At 38.6% G+C, this 16,611-nt stretch carries 12 protein-coding genes; 3 read left to right on the plus strand and 9 right to left on the minus strand.

What is annotated here, in order from left to right; all coding sequences use genetic code 11:
• Positions 1-820: 820 nt before the first annotated feature.
• From fusA to I6F47_RS18835, 7 genes are all read right to left on the minus strand, one after another.
• Complete coding sequence (gene fusA, locus I6F47_RS18805; RefSeq protein WP_010554859.1) at positions 821-2,905, minus strand: elongation factor G; 2,085 nt, start codon at positions 2,903-2,905, stop codon at positions 821-823.
• A gap of 206 nt (positions 2,906-3,111) precedes the next feature.
• The gene (locus tag I6F47_RS18810) at positions 3,112-3,837 is read right to left on the minus strand and encodes a response regulator (protein ID WP_024589479.1); all 726 of its coding nucleotides are present in this window, start codon (positions 3,835-3,837) and stop codon (positions 3,112-3,114) included.
• 14 nt (positions 3,838-3,851) lie between these two features.
• Positions 3,852-5,474 (minus strand): ATP-binding protein, encoded by a 1,623-nt coding sequence (locus I6F47_RS18815; protein WP_165722831.1) that lies wholly within the window; start codon positions 5,472-5,474, stop codon positions 3,852-3,854.
• 11 nt (positions 5,475-5,485) lie between these two features.
• On the minus strand, positions 5,486-7,006 hold the full coding sequence (locus I6F47_RS18820) for a tripartite tricarboxylate transporter permease (protein ID WP_008136529.1): 1,521 nt from the start codon (positions 7,004-7,006) through the stop codon (positions 5,486-5,488).
• A gap of 3 nt (positions 7,007-7,009) precedes the next feature.
• The gene (locus I6F47_RS18825) at positions 7,010-7,477 is read right to left on the minus strand and encodes a tripartite tricarboxylate transporter TctB family protein (RefSeq protein WP_008136528.1); all 468 of its coding nucleotides are present in this window, start codon (positions 7,475-7,477) and stop codon (positions 7,010-7,012) included.
• A gap of 13 nt (positions 7,478-7,490) precedes the next feature.
• Complete coding sequence (locus tag I6F47_RS18830) at positions 7,491-8,462, minus strand: Bug family tripartite tricarboxylate transporter substrate binding protein (RefSeq protein WP_024589481.1); 972 nt, start codon at positions 8,460-8,462, stop codon at positions 7,491-7,493.
• A gap of 11 nt (positions 8,463-8,473) precedes the next feature.
• Complete coding sequence (locus I6F47_RS18835) at positions 8,474-9,715, minus strand: OprO/OprP family phosphate-selective porin (protein ID WP_197184361.1); 1,242 nt, start codon at positions 9,713-9,715, stop codon at positions 8,474-8,476.
• A gap of 499 nt (positions 9,716-10,214) precedes the next feature.
• Between I6F47_RS18835 and I6F47_RS18840 the strand changes: the two genes are divergently transcribed.
• Positions 10,215-13,193 (plus strand): DUF3857 domain-containing transglutaminase family protein, encoded by a 2,979-nt coding sequence (locus tag I6F47_RS18840; RefSeq protein WP_197184362.1) that lies wholly within the window; start codon positions 10,215-10,217, stop codon positions 13,191-13,193.
• 657 nt (positions 13,194-13,850) lie between these two features.
• Here I6F47_RS18840 and ylqF read toward each other — a convergent pair.
• Positions 13,851-14,795 (minus strand): ribosome biogenesis GTPase YlqF, encoded by a 945-nt coding sequence (gene ylqF, locus I6F47_RS18845; protein WP_024589485.1) that lies wholly within the window; start codon positions 14,793-14,795, stop codon positions 13,851-13,853.
• 91 nt (positions 14,796-14,886) lie between these two features.
• Between ylqF and I6F47_RS18850 the strand changes: the two genes are divergently transcribed.
• Entirely contained in the window at positions 14,887-15,423 is a 537-nt protein-coding gene (locus I6F47_RS18850; RefSeq protein ID WP_024593828.1) for a YaeQ family protein, read from the plus strand.
• Positions 15,424-15,606: 183 nt separating this feature from the next.
• Complete coding sequence (locus I6F47_RS18855) at positions 15,607-16,212, plus strand: alpha/beta fold hydrolase (protein WP_197184363.1); 606 nt, start codon at positions 15,607-15,609, stop codon at positions 16,210-16,212.
• On the opposite strand, the gene I6F47_RS18860 is transcribed toward I6F47_RS18855, so the two are convergent.
• Positions 16,209-16,418, minus strand: coding sequence for a hypothetical protein (locus I6F47_RS18860; protein WP_007579816.1), 210 nt, complete (start codon positions 16,416-16,418; stop codon positions 16,209-16,211). The genes I6F47_RS18855 and I6F47_RS18860 overlap by 4 nt on opposite strands.
• Positions 16,419-16,611 lie beyond the last annotated feature (193 nt).

Below are 16,611 nucleotides of genomic sequence, written 5' to 3' on the forward strand. Positions count from 1 at the left end.
TTAATCGCTCCTTTTTGCTATCTAAATTAAAGATCAAGCATTGCATTTATCGCTAATATTTTCAATTTTGTTAGCTAACTTATTGCAGTACATTTTAGAAATAGCTGATTGCGTTTCATCATCAAGTTGCCAGTTATAAAAATGGAACGTTTTACCATTATCTAACTCCACCTTAAAAATGGTGAAAAGAAAAAACGAACTAAATGATACGCAACTAATTTCCTCGCTATTGATATAACGCTTTGTGCATAAACGCGTATAACAAATGCCTGCTTTATAACAATGTAAAAAACGAAGATGAAGAATATTAAAAGTAGTAATAATCAGTAGAGCTGGCATTACAGTGAGAAAAACAATTTTTAGGTTCACAGAAAATATAATATGAATTAAAAATATTAAGCTGAATGCTAAAACGCATTTTGTAAATTGTAGCCACCAGTTTGGTGCTAATTTAATAGATTTCATGATTGTTACGTCTTATATAGAATTAATAGCAAACGTCTCTGCTGCGGAGACTTCCTTATCTGACTTTAGAGCTCTAGTCTAAAAGTGCTAGTATTCTACATTACGTATATAGATGCATCAATAGAAGTTCTTAAAATTCATACAGTTACATTTACTTTACAATTAACCTCTTATAAACCAACCAATTAAGTGATTGAGGTAAATAAATTGCTCTCTAGTACCTTTTTATTAATTAGTAACATAGGACTAATTAATAATAAAAAGTAGTTATAAACAACTAAAAAAATAAAACCAAATTATAGGCAATAAAAAACCCGCAACATGTGCGGGTTTTTTTAAAGAGTTAAAGAGCTAATTACTTAGCAGCTTTTTTCTCTTTTTCTGCAGCGATTACTGTATCAGCAACGTTTTGCGGACATGCAGCGTAGTGTGAGAACTCCATAGAGAACTGACCACGACCAGATGTCATTGTACGTAGTGTACCGATGTAACCGAACATTTCTGATAACGGTACGTCAGCTTTAATACGGCTGCCTGTTAAACCAGCTTCTTGGTCTTTCATCATGCCACGACGACGGTTAAGGTCACCGATTACGTCACCAACGTGATCTTCTGGAGTGAACACGTCAACATTCATGATTGGCTCAAGAAGTTGTGCGCCCGCTTTAGGGATCGATTGACGGAAAGCGCCTTTAGCAGCGATTTCGAACGCGATTGCAGATGAATCCACGGCATGGAAACCACCGTCGAAAAGTTCAATTTCAACGTCAAGTACAGGGAAGCCAGCTAGAACACCAGTACCCATCATTGACTTGAAGCCTTTCTCAACTGCAGGCCAGAATTCTTTAGGTACGTTACCACCAACAACTGATGATTTAAACGTGAAACCTGAAGCAACTTCGCCTGGCTTGATGCGGTAGTCGATTTTACCGAACTGACCAGAACCACCAGATTGTTTCTTATGCGTGTAGCTATCTTCAATTTCTTTAGTGATAGTTTCACGGTAAGCAACTTGTGGTTGACCAACAATAAGGTCTACGCCGTAAGTACGCTTAAGAATATCTACTTTGATATCTAAGTGAAGCTCACCCATACCTTTAAGGATAGTCTCGCCTGAATCTTCATCAGTCTCAACTTGGAAAGATGGATCTTCTGCAACCATTTTACCGATAGCAACACCCATTTTCTCATTACCGCCTTTATCTTTAGGCTGTACAGCAATCGAGATTACTGGAGTTGGGAATACCATTGGCTCAAGTGTTACTGGGTGCTTAGGATCACATAGAGTGTGACCAGTTTGCACGTTTTTCATACCTACGATAGCAATGATGTCACCAGCTTGTGCGCTAGTTAATTCGTTACGATCATCTGCTTGCATCTCAACCATACGGCCAACACGCTCAGTTTTACCAGTAAACGAGTTAAGGATAGTGTCACCCTTGTTTAGTTTACCTGAGTAAATACGTACGAATGTTAATGCACCAAAACGGTCATCCATTATTTTGAATGCTAACGCTTTGAAAGGTTCGTCAGTAGATACTACTGCGAACTCGCCATTTTCGTTACCTTCTTCATCCATAAGAGGTTGAGGATCAACTTCTGTAGGACATGGTAAGTAATCAACAACAGCGTCAAGAATAAGCTGCATACCTTTGTTCTTAAACGCAGAACCACAGTATGTTGGGAAGAAAGCAAGGTCACGAGTACCTTTACGGATACAACGTTTGATGTCTTCTAAAGAAGGTGCTTCACCTTCCATGTAAGCTTCAAGTAGTGCATCGTCTTGCTCAAGGGCAGTTTCAACAAGCATTTCATAATACTCGTCAGTTTTATCTACCATGTCTGCAGGAATGTCTGTGATTTCGTAGTTTTCAGGAAGACCAGTGTCATCCCAAACGTATGCTTTTTTAGTTAAAACATCTACAACACCAACAAACTCATCTTCAATACCAATTGGTAAAGTCATGATTAGTGGAGTTGCGCCAAGTACTTTACGTACTTGCTCAGTTACACGGTAAAAATCAGCACCCATACGGTCTAATTTATTTACGAAGATAATACGTGCAACTTCTGAATCATTAGCATAACGCCAGTTAGTTTCTGATTGTGGTTCAACACCACCAGAACCACAGAACACACCGATGCCGCCATCTAGTACTTTAAGTGAACGGTAAACTTCAACTGTGAAGTCAACGTGTCCAGGAGTATCGATAACGTTAAAACGGTGATCTTTCCAGAAACAGCTTACAGCCGCAGACTGAATAGTAATACCGCGCTCAGCTTCTTGTTCCATGAAGTCAGTAGTAGATTCACCATCATGAACCTCACCAGTTTTATGGATTTGACCAGTAAGCTTTAGGATACGCTCAGTAGTCGTGGTCTTACCCGCATCAACGTGCGCGAAAATACCAATGTTTCTGTACTTCGATAAATCTGCCATTAATTTTGCTCTTAATAAAGTCGATAAATTATTCCGCAGGAGTATAACATCACTTAAAGCGAACATCACCATACAAGCCGCTTAAAATGCAATCAATTCAACATATTTTTTTTATCGTCAGAATCTATTAAATATCAAACATAACAAAAAAAACGTAAGGCATTGAAATAAATGAAATTTAATATTTAAGCCTTAGGTACAAAAAGTTACTTCGCTATTTTATAGCAACGTTCAGGGCGGCCAATACTGCCATAACTTTGATCCGCTGTTAACTTACCTGATTCAAGCAAATACTCCAAGTAACGGCGTGCTGTAGAGCGACTAACACCAACCAAATCGCCCATTTGCTGAGCGGTAAATGCAGTGGTTGCGTGCTCTACAAAAGCATCATGTATTTTTTGCAGGGTAAGTTGATCGACCCCTTTTGGTAAACGAACAGACGTGTTGGTTTGCTGCTTTGAACCAAATAACGTATCAACCATTGACTGCGTTACTTCACTTGCATCAGAAAAACATTGCTGACGTGATTCAAAACGTGCGAGTGCTTGATCAAGTCGGTTTAACATTAATGGTTTTACTAAAAAGTCGCATGCACCTAACTGCATTGCTTTTTCAAGGGTTTCGACCTCTTTTGCAGCAGTGAGCAGCATAACCTCACTTTTAATCGTTCGACGTCGTAAGTCGGTCAATAAATCAAGTCCGTTACCATCAGGTAAATGTATATCGAGTAAAATCAAATCGGGTTCAATTGCATGCAGTAAGGCTGTTGCCGTGCTTAAATTACCTGCAATGCCCACTACCTGATACTGTGCTTGCCTTAAACTTTGCTTTGGCGTTTGACTACCTGCGACACCATTTGGTAATAACAAGTACTGCGCTAATAGCTGTGCTACCTCTACTTCGTCTTCAATTATTACTACTGAATACGTCATGTTTAATGCTCTTATTATTTTGGAATGTAAACACTTAGTCTTGCACCAAGTAGGTCTGACTCACCAATTTCTAACGTGCCACCGCATGAGTCTAAATTTGTTTTTACTAAATATAAACCAATACCATGCTCTGCTCCTGATTTAGAGCTGTACTGAGGGGTAAAAATAACATCATGGTCAGAACCTAACCCAAAGCCTGTATCTTCTACATCAAATAAGAGAGTTTGGCTGGTTTCATCAACGGTTACCCGTACTTTTGCAGAGCGAGAGTTCGATGACCTAATAGCAGCCTCAATCGCATTATCTATAAGGTTACCTAAAATAGATACAACTCGCTCGAGCATATCTTTACGTGCAATAACACCAAGTAGGCTGTCGGGGTTAAGCTCAAGCGCAACATTTAATTCTCTTGCTTTATGATATTTACCCACCAACAAACCAGCAAGCACAGGGTCTTGTATGCGCTCTAACAAGTTATGAATTTGTGCCTGAGAGCCCTGGCTTTCTTGCCCTATTATTTCTATAGCTTGTTCGTTTTTGCCCATTTGCACTAACGCACCAATTAAGTTGAGCTTATTAGAATAGTCATGAGTTTGTACCCTTAAAAGCTCTGCAAAAGCCTGAACTTTAGTAAGTTGTTGGCTTAAATACTCAAGTTCATCAGAGGGGCGCATACTCAGTAAAATACCATCCGCCTGCCCTTGCACTTGCAAAGAAAATCTCGATAATATAAGGCGTTTATCGGCGGCAAATAATTCAAAACCCACTATTTTACGTCGCTGATTACGCAATAAAAATTCTGCATGTTCAGGTAATAAATCGTTTAAGCTGAGGTTCTGATTAATAATTGAAGTTGGTTTATCTAATATTTCGCAGGCGCGTTGATTGAGTTTTCGTACTTTTCCGTCCGGGTCGAGTGCAATAATACCGCTGCGTACCGTATTTAAAATTGCATCTTGTTCTGAAAACAAACGTGCAATTTCATCTGGCTGCAGGCCAAAAATAGCATTTCTGACACGCTGTCCAATATAAATAGCCGCCAGTATACTTAAACCTACAAGTATTAAGCCCCATATTAAAATTTCACTACTGCGAGAGAGAATAAGCGGATCGATTGATTGTACTAAAAAACCAACCGATACAACGCCTACTATTTCATTATTACCTGCGTACACCGGCACTTTGCCACGAATTGATTCACCTAAGCTACCATGGGCCACCGAAATATAGCGTTCACCTTTTAATGCAGCTTGGCTATCGCCTCCGACCATTTTTTTGCCAATTTTATCTTCATCTGGATGCACAATACGAAGCGCATTTTCATCGCCAACAACAATAAAATCAGCACCTACAAGCTGTCGTAAATCTTCAATTTGCATGTTAATAGCGGTTAAGTCACTAGGTATTTTCAGTGCATTAATTACATCAGCACGTGTGGCAATACTGCTTGCTACAGCTAATGCTTTATCACCAATATGGTTATGTAAGCTTTGCGCTGTAAGTTGATACACCAACGCGCCAAATAATAAAGCCTGCAATACACACAATCCTGTTACCCAAATAATTAATCGTGTTTCTAATCGCTTAGGTTTTATGGCCATGTTTTGCAATGGATTTAGCTTGTTGGTGTTTTTCATTTCATTCTCAATTATGCATTTACTTTGTCTGCACGGCGTTGCATTAAATAATCTTTTAACGGAAACAACAGCACTAAAATTGAAATTACAAATATGCTCAATGTTAGCGGACGATCCCATAAAAAGCTTAATGAGCCATCAGAAATCATCATTGAACGACGGAAGTTTCGCTCAATCATATCTCCTAATATAAAACCTAATAATAATGGTGCCATAGGAAATGACAGTAATCGCAATACTAGCGCAACCACCGCAAATCCTACCATCATAAATAAGTCGAAGGTATTGAAGGACACTAAGTAAACACCAATTAAGCTAAAGAACAATATCATCACGGTGAGTACCGACTTAGGCATTGCTAATACTTTTGCAAAGTAAGGAATAAGCGGCAAATTTAAAATAAGCAGTACAATATTACCAAAGTACATACTTACAATAACCGCCCAAAATACACTTGGGTTTTCTTGCATAAGCATTGGACCTGGTTGAATGCCGTAAGCAATCAAAGCACCTAGCATAATTGCCGTAGTACCTGAGCCCGGAATACCAAGCGTTAACAGTGGAACAAACGATCCTGTACACGCCGCATTATTTGCCGACTCTGGCGCAGCTAAACCACGTAATGAGCCTTTACCAAACTTTTCTTTCAAACCTTTTGGCGCTAAATTTCGCTCTGTTGCATAAGCCATAAAGCTTGCAATAGTTGCACCAGCACCCGGTAACACCCCCACTATAAAACCTAAAATAGACGAGCGACCAATCACTGGTGCTATCTCTTTAATCTCGGCTTTACTTAACTTGGTTGAACCTATTTGCGGTGTGTCTGAGTCATTAATGTTTTTAGCATCTTTTTTCTCTGGTTTTACAACATTTACAAGCGCCTCGGCTAATGCAAACGTTGCCATAGCAACCAGTAAAAAGCTTATTCCGTCGAGTAAATCAGGTTGCCCAAAGGTAAATCGGTCAGTCCCTGATGATGGATCAATACCAACCGTTGCTAGCATCAAGCCAAACACAGTCATCATCATTGCTTTTAAAAATTGCCCTTTATTTGAAAATGCTGCAATAGCTGTTAAGCCTAAAAACATCAACACAACATAATCAGGGGATTGAAAACTCAATGACACTTTTGCTAATAAAGGTGCAGCTACCATTAATAATATGGCGCCAATCGTTCCGCCTATAAAGGAGGAATAAGCAGCAATTGCCAATGCTTTACCTGCGTGCCCTTGTTTAGCAAGCGGGTAGCCATCAAAGGAGGAAGCTACCGTACCCGCCACGCCAGGCGCATTAATTAAAATAGATGACGTAGAGCCACCAAAAATAGCGCCGTAATAAACACCCGCCATTAAAATCATGCCCGAATCGGCGCCAATGCTGTAAGTAATTGGGATCATCAAGGCAATTGCGGTAATTGGCCCCAATCCTGGTAACATACCTATAAAAGTACCTACCAAGCAGCCAGCTATAACGTACATTAAATTATTAAAGTCGAGCACGGTCGACAAACCAAGCATAATTCCATCAAACATAACTTAACTCCACAAATCGCCCGGAACCAAGTAAATACCTAATACTTGAGTCATCAAAAACCAAAAAACCACCGCAACCGGTATCGATGCAAATAGCAAAATTCCCTTACGTCTTTCGCCCATCACAAAAAAGCCCGCAAGCAAAAACGCACTAGTAGAAATTAAAAAACCAATTGGCTCCAGTGCCGCGCTATAAATTACCATTAATATTAATAAACCAAAGGTGCGCAGTACGTGTGACTTTTCAAGAACATCATCAGTATTAGTTTTCTCTCTTGGTTTAAGCAATGTTGAACCAATAGAAAGTAAGCACACCACAATACCAAACCCGGCATATACTTTAGGAAGTGTCGCTGAGGTAACCGTTTCGTATTCTTCAAACGGTAGTAGCGGAATTTGCCATGCAACCACAGCGTATAAAGTAAATAGCGCCAAGAATAAACTTGGCCCTATTAATTCTCGATTCGTCATTTTAAAACCTCGATTACGGCAATGTGCGGATAAAGCCAAGCTCTTCCATTACAGCTCTAAGCTGCACTTCTTGTGCTTCTAGTGACTTAATAAACTCATCTTTTTCTTGAAAAAGATTTAGCCAACCGTTACGAGCTCGTACAGCTTCCCACTCAGGTGTACTTTGCAACTCACGTAGTTTTTTTGTGTACTGTGCTAACTTTTCAGCGGGTAAATTAGGCGCAGCAAAAAGACCACGCCAATTAACAAATTCCATATCGTAACCTAGTGACTTAAGTGTTGGTATTTTTGGGTAATCAGGTAAGGGCTCACCCGATGTAACCGCTAAAATACGTGCTTGACCACCGTTAGCTACTTCAAGCGCTTCACTTAAGCCAGTAGAAAGTAAATTCACTTCGCCTGAAAGCAACCCAGCCTTAGCTTTACCGCCTGCATCGTAAGGAATATAACGTAGGCGTCGACCATCTATACCCGCAGCTTTAACTGCTTGAGCCGCCACTAAGTGATCCATACTGCCGCGAGCAGAACCGCCCGCTACTTTTACCGAACTTGGATCTTCTTTTATTGATTTAATAACATCCTCCCAAGTTTTAAATGGAGAATCGTTACGCACTACAAACGCGCCATAATCTGCAATCATACTGGCTACAGGTGTTAAATCGCGATAGCTATAAGGAATTCGGCCACTTAACGCGCGCAATACGATAGGCGTTGAGTTAACCATTAAAATATCGCCCTTTTTAGTGCCCGACTCAATTAAATACGCAATAGCACGACCGCCTCCACCACCAGACATATTTTGAAAAGATGCATTATTTTCAATGCCCGACTTAACTAACCCTTCGCCTATACCACGGGCTGTTGTATCCCAACCACCACCAGGTCCGCCAGGGATTAAAAAGTGAGTGTCGGCCATTGCCATTGGGCTACTAAGTACTAACGATGCTGCAAATATGGTCGTTTGTAATGATTTAAATAATTTCATTGTGTGTCCCTTTAAAATAAATACTGCATACGTGCACTAAAGCCCATACCAGAGTCTTCGTCGCCAACCAGCGCAGTAGTACCGGCACCTTCTACATCGCTGTAAATTAGATTACCCATAAACTTAATATCACTACTTACGTAATAAGATGTACCTAATGTATAAGTTGTCGCTTTTGTGCCTTGTAAGCTACTTGTAGCATCTACTTCTGAAACACGTGCCACCAACTCCCATGCATCTTTAATATTTTTAGGTTGTACAAATAATGCAGAGCTCGCTTTGTATTGGCGCTGTTCTCTACCTAAAAAGTAACTTGCCGATACATGAAAACCATCAAAGCGCTCGCCATCTAAAAAATCAGCACTATTAGCGGCATCAAGTGAGCGGCTTGCATATTCAGCCTCAAGTGTTAAAGAATCCGCCTGATAAGCAAACTCAAGACCGGTTTGCGATAAACTATCAAGTGGGCTTGTTACACCACCAGCAGCATAATCAACAAGGCGAGTATTAGTCTCGCGCACTTCACCACGCGCAAAACGTGCGCCTAATTCATTGCCACCCATATCGCGATATGAATGCCACACGCCTAAATGAATTACATCGCCAGGTGATGTACTCGACCATGTAGCACGCCCAGTAATAGCAAGAGTAAGCTTATCGTTTTCATCGCTACCTGTTGCACCAAATGCATCATTTTTATAAACGCCTATCGCGTAACGAAAGCCAGAGTCTTTAAAATATTGATAGGCAGAAGCGCCCCAACGAAAAAATGGGGAGAAAGTATTGGCAAGCGAACTACGCTCAATTGTATTAATGTGCTTTGAACTGGTTAATGCATTTAGCGATATATCTTCGCGAATTTTACCTGCTTTAACTTTAAGTCCGTTATCAAACGCATAACGAACACGCGCCATCACTATTTCAGCAGTGCCTTCGGCAAACTCGAGTAACAACTTGTGATCCCAATTTCCGTGCTCACTTTCAACGTAAGTACGAATACGACGAGGGAAAAAATTGCTCCCGCCAGAGCCCTCGTTATCAGCATTGTAAGCACCATCAAAATAGTTGTAGTCGAGCTGAACCCGTCCACCAAACTCTAAATTAAAACCACTGGTTGTTTTTAATGCACTTACTTCTTTTTGTAACGCATCTAATTGCTCTTGTAGTTTTTGCGTATCGTTATCGGCTAAAACGGATGTACTTGCTAATGCTGCAGCAACTGCCAAAGCGAGTTGTGTGTTACTTGCTTTCATTATTTTCTCCACGCTTGTGTATGTATTTATTGTCAGGTAGATAAGCGACGACAAACTGCTATCTAACTCGCAGCTTATTGTTAACGTGAAATTAACTAAATATTTAGAAGGTAAGGTGCATTGATGATCGTTATATGCTTTTTGCTCATAAAGTTCATGAACAAAAAGAGCAAAAACAGTTACTGTTATATTTTGATTTATAAACACTTTTAAAGGTTTGAATGATTACCGTACGAATAAATAGATAGGATTTTTGCAGCTCTAATAAAGCCCACAATAAAGTAGGCTTAGCTAATTATGATTTAGCAATACAACTAAAAAATCATTTTAGGAACATTTGAGGGGGGTTAAGCGTTTCGCACTTACCATAGCAGTTTATTTATATACTATTAATTAACTGCTCAACAATGAATTTGTTAACATCACATTGTCAAAAAAGCCTGAATTTGGTACATTATTCCTTCAATAGTATTTATAAAAACAACTATAAGACCCTACAATGAAATGGAACTTCCTTCGACTCAGCTCTTGGCTAATTGCACTTACCTTATTAATTTTCTCTCATAATATTTTTGCGCAGCAATATAAAATAGATAAACCAGCTAATTGGGTTAATACACATATTATTGAGCAACCCAAGCATTCCGACATAACCAAGGTACGTGACGGCACACTTTATTTGTTACTCGATAACCAATCCTATATACCGAGCAGACAAAAACAGCAACGCTATACGCGTTTGGTTATGAAAGCTTTAAATCAAAGTGGTGTTGATTATATAAGCCAGCTTAATCTTGATTTTGATCCAAGTTATGAGTCGCTAACACTAAACAGCTTAACGATTATTAGAAATAATGAGCGTATTGATAAGCTTGGCAGCGCGAGAATGACGGTTATACAAGGTGAATCTGAGTTAGCTGATCGTATTTATAATGGTAGCTTATCACTCAACATTATTATTGATGATATGCGCAGTGGCGACATACTTGATTACAGCTACACAGTGGCAGGTAGCAACCCTATATATGCTAATAAATTTAGTACAAGACGCACGCTAAACTGGTCGGTACCCGTAGTGCAACAAAATATGCGTGTACTTTGGGGTAAACAAACGCCTTTACATATTAATACAATAAACGGCACAGCAGATATTCAAGAAACGCTTAACAAATATGGCAAAGATTATTCTATAACTCTTTTTGAAGAACCCTTACTCGAGCAAAATTCTCAAACCCCAACGTGGTACGACCCATATACACAAGTTTACTTTTCTGAGTTTGACGATTGGGGTCAGGTAGTTAACTGGGCATATCCACTTTATCAATCAGCCATAGAAACCCCAAACAGCATTTTGGATGTAGCTGAAGAAATAAAAGCAAAACACACAAAAACATCAGACAAAATTGCAGCAGCACTGCGCTTTAGCCAAGACGAAGTTCGATATTTAGGGCTTGAAATGGGCACTAACTCGCATCAACCAACGTCAGCTTCAGAAACGCTTTCGCTACGATATGGCGATTGCAAAGATAAAACAGTACTGCTTATCTCGTTATTAAAAGCGATGGATATAGAGGCCTTCCCTGCGCTAGTTGATACAGAGGAAACCAAACGTTTAAAAGAACTTCCACCTTCTGCAAGTGTATTTAATCACGTAATTGTTACGCTTAAACAAAACGGAAAACGCTACTGGCTCGATCCTACGGTTAGCTACCAACGAGGTACTCTCGAATATTTAGCACAGCCTGATTATGGCTATGCCCTAATTATTGATAAAGGTGAAACCACTTTAACTTCAATGGCGAAAAAACCTGTACATACAAATGTATCTGTAGAAGATAACTTTTTTATTGCTGAAAAAGTATCTGAGCCATCACGTTTTGAAACCCAGTACACTTATGCTGAATTTGAAGCTATTAACCGAAGAAGCAATATAGCCAGCAGTGGTCTAAATAGCGTTGCTAAATCTTACTTCGAGTATTACCAAGGCTTTTTAAATGGTCTATCAATCAATGAAGCAATGACTATTAGTGAACAAGAACAAAAGGGTAAACTAATAACCAAAGAATCGTATTTAATTAGTGAATTTTGGGAAAAAACAGACGAAGGCTACGAAGCTAGTTTTTACGCGAATGAAATACAAAATAGCGTTTACGAACCAAAGCAGGTAAATCGCACCGACCCACTCTACTTTGGCTACCCCAATATAATTAACACCACAATAAAACTACATTTTGCAGAAAAAGGTTGGGGATTTGATAGCGATCAACAAGAAATTGATAACGACTACTTCAATCTAAAAACAACTACTGAATTTAATGATAACGTTTTAACACTGAGTTATGACTATTACGCAAAACAAGATCATATTAAAGCCGCTCAAATAGATGATTATTTAGCGCAGCGTAAAAAGTTAATATCAGCAACCCATTACCCTATTCTAAAATACGCGGAAACGACCGAAACACCTCAAACAACAGCTGATGTGCTAGATAGCTTTGGTTATAGCTGGCTTAAATATGTGTTGGCTGGCTATATTTTAGTACTCATATTCTTTTTTGCCGATTGGCGATTAGAGTCAGCAAAAAAAGTGAAATTTGAAGATAGTCCATTTTATGCAGTATCTGTAAGTAAGTTTATTATTTACAGTATTTTAAGTTTAGGCATATTTGTTAATTATTGGAGTTATCGTAACTTTAAAGCCATTAAAGAGCGCGATAACTCAAGTATTATGCCTATTGCTCGAGGTATATTTGCGTTTTTATGGTATTACCCTTTGTATCTCGCACTTGCAGAGCACAGCCAACAACAGTTAAACAAAAATAGAGTAATGCCTAACTGGACTGCCTTAACACTCTGGCTAATGGTACTTGCCAGCGTCTTTGCTTATCGTATGGACGAATACGCAACCATAGTGATTTGTATAATGCCATTTTTATGGTTGCCTCTAGTTAGTTACATTGAACAAACCGATACAAGTAAAGAAGCCCTACATTACAACTCGTACTGGCGAATTAGACAGTATTTAATCTCGCTTGCGTTTGCACCTCTATTATTTTTAGGCGTACTTCAAGAAGTAAATATTTTACCCAATGCCGCAATTATAAAAGGCGATAGTTTATGGTCTTACCAAGTACACTTTTTAAAACGTAATCGCCTAACACCTGAAAACGAAGAAATACTTTATTTTTATAGCGATGCAGTATTTGATTACCGAGAAGACGGTAACGGAATAACCGAGAACTATATTTTTAGTTACTACAAAAACGATGACGGCAGGCTTGAATCGGATCTTAGTCACTTTAAAGACATAGAAAAAATAGAAACCACCTACGGTAAAACCAAACTTGATAACACAAGCATTAAAGTAATAAAAACTGACGGTAGTGATTTCTTGCTTATTGTAGGGCGTCTAAACAAGCAGGATAAAGTACTAGTGGAGCAGATTAATTTACGTATAACAGCAAATAAAGTGCGTTAGTGGCTTAAAATATCCAATTAAGTACGAATATTTTTAGCCACTAATTAAAGGCTATTGATCTTTGGGGGTTAAGATTTTATAAGAGACTATTTTATTTGATATCAAAGCAGTCGCTGTCTTGGAAGGCGATAAAATCATTCCTAGCTTGAATTTATTTTAACTTCGAAAGATTAATACTTTTATAATAAAAATTCATATCAAATTATTCAATAAGCATTAAACATCTATTCTTAATTGTTTAACCAAGATAAGCATTTTTATGAAATGGCAGTGCTAACTAGCCGATTTATATATGAATAAAAAACAAGCGCCACAATAATAAGAATTATTTGCATTTAGGTGTTGACAGATAGTTAGATCTAACTGATAATCAATATCAACAAGACGGATTGCATACCACTTGTTAAGGAATGAATTGATTTGTTTCTCGACCCTGAAACAACGTGTGGCGCACGTAAACAGCTATGGTTACTTGTTATGAACCGCAACGCCCCTTGATGTTGATGATGAGTAACCGCCCTACTATTTTACTTGCTACATTGCTCATATCGGTGACGGTAGATATGAAACTAAAAAAGCCCTTACGGGCTTTTTTTATGTCTGTAATTTAGTAAAACTAAATCACTTTAATTAAATAACCTGAACTCTGGTTAAATATTAACGACGGTTTTTACGAGCTCTTGCCCGGCGTTGAAGCTTTTCTTCTTCTTTAGCTGCTTTTTTAGCTTCTGCAGCGGCACGTAAACCAGCAACCATTACTTCTTCTTCCTCACGCATTTGCGGAGTTTCCATAGTAATACGGCCAATAATACCGTCGCGTAATTCGTTGATTAGTATTTCAGACATTTTATATGTGTCTATTTGATTACCACCACGAATACAGCCGCGTTTTTTACCTGCCATTTCAACAAATTCCCAATCACTTTCTGGTAATTCGTCTATTTTATAACGCGCTTTTAAAAGCTCAGGGTATGCACGCAATAAGTACTCAGCTGTATAACTTGCTACTTCTTCATACTCAAGCGCCGTATCACGAATGGCACCGGTAGCGCCTAAGCGATAACCTGAGTTTTCATTCTCTACTTTTGGCCACAACATACCTGGCGTATCGTAAAGCATAATACCGTCTTCAAGCTTAATGCGTTGTTGTGCTTTGGTTACCGCAGGTTCATTACCTGTTTTTGCAACTATGCGTCCAGCCAGTACATTAATTAACGTAGATTTACCCACGTTAGGAATACCCATTATCATGGCTTTAATTTGCTTATCTGCACCCACTTTATGCGGCACTAACTTTTTACAAAGCTCATTTATACGACTTACTTCAGCTGCTTTATCATGTCCAAAAGAAATCGCTTTAACACCGTTTTCTTGCTCAAAATAATCTTTCCAGATTTGAGTCATTTTAGGATCAGCTAAATCAGCTTTGTTCAAAATTTTGATGACCGGCTTACCTTCACGCAAGGTTGCCACCATCGGGTTTTCACTACTGTAGGGAATGCGCGCATCAAGCACTTCAATGATCACATCCATTTGTGGCATTATTTCTTTAATTTCATTGCGGGCTTTATTCATATGCCCAGGGAACCACTGGATAGCCATTTTTAACTCCTAACGTATAATTAACCGCTATTTTAACTGGCAATTCATTTAATTGCGCTATACTGACGCAAATTTTTTCAGATTAGTTGTTATGGCTCTTAAATCCACCATTATGAAAGTGCAGTTATCGCTTAGCGATATGGACCGCCACGTTTATCAAGATTTTAATTTAACCTTGGCTCAACACCCATCAGAGACCGATCAGCGGTTGATGATTCGCTTACTCGCTTTTGCGCTAAATAGCTGTGATGGTTTAGAATTTACTAAAGGATTAAGCGCTGATGATGAGCCTGAACTGTGGCATGTAAGCTATAGTGAAGAGATAGAGCTGTGGGTTGAGCTTGGCTTACCAGATGAAAAACGCCTTAAAAAAGCCTGTAATAAATCTAAAAAAGTGGTGCTATATACTTATGGTGAAAACAATCAAGCAATTTGGTGGCAAAAACACCAACCTAAATTGTATGAATTTAAAAATCTAAGTATTTTTAGCCTTGATTATGCAGCAACACAAGCACTTGCTGCTTTGGTTGATCGTGGAATTAAGCTCGCCATTACCATTCAAGATGGTGAAGTATGGGTAAATACCGATACAACCAATATTGAAATAAAACCGCTGCAATTAATGTAATTACGGTAGTTATACCAATTGCATTAAATTAATTATCTATTATAGCGACAAATAAATAAGTCGATAACAAGGCAAAAATTATGACATATAGTTGTTCTATATAAATAATTTTTAACGCAGGTAGCGGATTATTTAATACGCTAGAATGATCATGTTTTTAATAAAATTGGTATTAGGGAGCATATGAAAGTTAAACACGTTATTGTTTTACATGGCTTGTATATGTCTGGCTTTGTTATGCGCCCACTTTGTTCACGACTTGAAGAATCGGGTATGACGGTATTAAACATTACCTATAATACGCTCGACCCTCACCGCGACACCATATTTGCACAAATTGATGAGTGTATTTCTAACGAACCTGCAGCGCTTGTATGCCACTCAATGGGAGGGCTTATTGCACGTGCTTACCTAGAGGCAAACTCTCCTGCTAGCCAGCATGTAACTAAGGTAATTACACTGGGTACTCCACATAAAGGCAGCCATATAGCGCAAAAAATGAAACAAAAAGGCTTTGAATCTTTTTTAAAAAATAGTGTTGAATTTTTGCTTACACAGAACGGTAATTGGCCATTTAAAGCTAAGCTCTACAGCATTGCAGGTGACTTACCCATTGGTTTAATGCCCCTTATAGTTAAAGGTAGTAAATCAGATGGCACTGTATTGCTTGATGAAACCAAGCTTAAAGGTATGGCCGAACATAAAGTGTTTCATTTAAGCCATACCAGTATGATTTACTCGCGCCAAGTACTCGATTACATTTTAAAGTGCTTAAACGAGAAAGATTAATCCTCAGCATTGGCTGCTATTTTATAACTAATTAAAAATACCACTGCCAATATAAGCGGAATCGGCGCTGCAATGTAGCCAAAAAAATCTGAGTTCGCAAAGCTTGCACCCGCTAAGTGCGCTACTAACCCAAGTACAAATGCGATGACTGCAATTCCTACCACTATTAACTCTGCTTTATTTTGTTTCGCTGTTTTTGCATGCATGTTATCTCTCCTAATTATTTCGACAACATTATTATGCGCCGTTAGGGTGGATGATTTTTGACCTGCATCAATAAAAAAATAGCTAAGTTATTACCTTGAATAAAGTTTGTTTTAGATCATGATTTATATACTTTTGAGGTTTATTTACTTTTGAGGGGTAGTATTTTTATTAATCAGACCCACTTCTATTAAT

It is taken from the genome of Pseudoalteromonas sp. NZS37, assembly GCF_015864265.1.
In the GTDB taxonomy this organism is placed as follows: Bacteria; Pseudomonadota; Gammaproteobacteria; order Enterobacterales; family Alteromonadaceae; genus Pseudoalteromonas; species Pseudoalteromonas arctica.

Coding starts and splice junctions, on each gene's coding strand:
- I6F47_RS18820 (WP_008136529.1), bottom strand. CDS start 7,006: ATGTTTGATGGAATTATGCTTGGTTTGTCGACCGTGCTCGACTTTAAT.
- I6F47_RS18830 (WP_024589481.1), bottom strand. CDS start 8,462: ATGAAATTATTTAAATCATTACAAACGACCATATTTGCAGCATCGTTA.
- I6F47_RS18815 (WP_165722831.1), bottom strand. CDS start 5,474: ATGAAAAACACCAACAAGCTAAATCCATTGCAAAACATGGCCATAAAA.
- fusA (WP_010554859.1), bottom strand. CDS start 2,905: ATGGCAGATTTATCGAAGTACAGAAACATTGGTATTTTCGCGCACGTT.
- I6F47_RS18840 (WP_197184362.1), top strand. CDS start 10,215: ATGAAATGGAACTTCCTTCGACTCAGCTCTTGGCTAATTGCACTTACC.
- I6F47_RS18860 (WP_007579816.1), bottom strand. CDS start 16,418: ATGCATGCAAAAACAGCGAAACAAAATAAAGCAGAGTTAATAGTGGTA.
- ylqF (WP_024589485.1), bottom strand. CDS start 14,795: ATGGCTATCCAGTGGTTCCCTGGGCATATGAATAAAGCCCGCAATGAA.
- I6F47_RS18825 (WP_008136528.1), bottom strand. CDS start 7,477: ATGACGAATCGAGAATTAATAGGGCCAAGTTTATTCTTGGCGCTATTT.
- I6F47_RS18850 (WP_024593828.1), top strand. CDS start 14,887: ATGGCTCTTAAATCCACCATTATGAAAGTGCAGTTATCGCTTAGCGAT.
- I6F47_RS18855 (WP_197184363.1), top strand. CDS start 15,607: ATGAAAGTTAAACACGTTATTGTTTTACATGGCTTGTATATGTCTGGC.
- I6F47_RS18835 (WP_197184361.1), bottom strand. CDS start 9,715: ATGAAAGCAAGTAACACACAACTCGCTTTGGCAGTTGCTGCAGCATTA.
- I6F47_RS18810 (WP_024589479.1), bottom strand. CDS start 3,837: ATGACGTATTCAGTAGTAATAATTGAAGACGAAGTAGAGGTAGCACAG.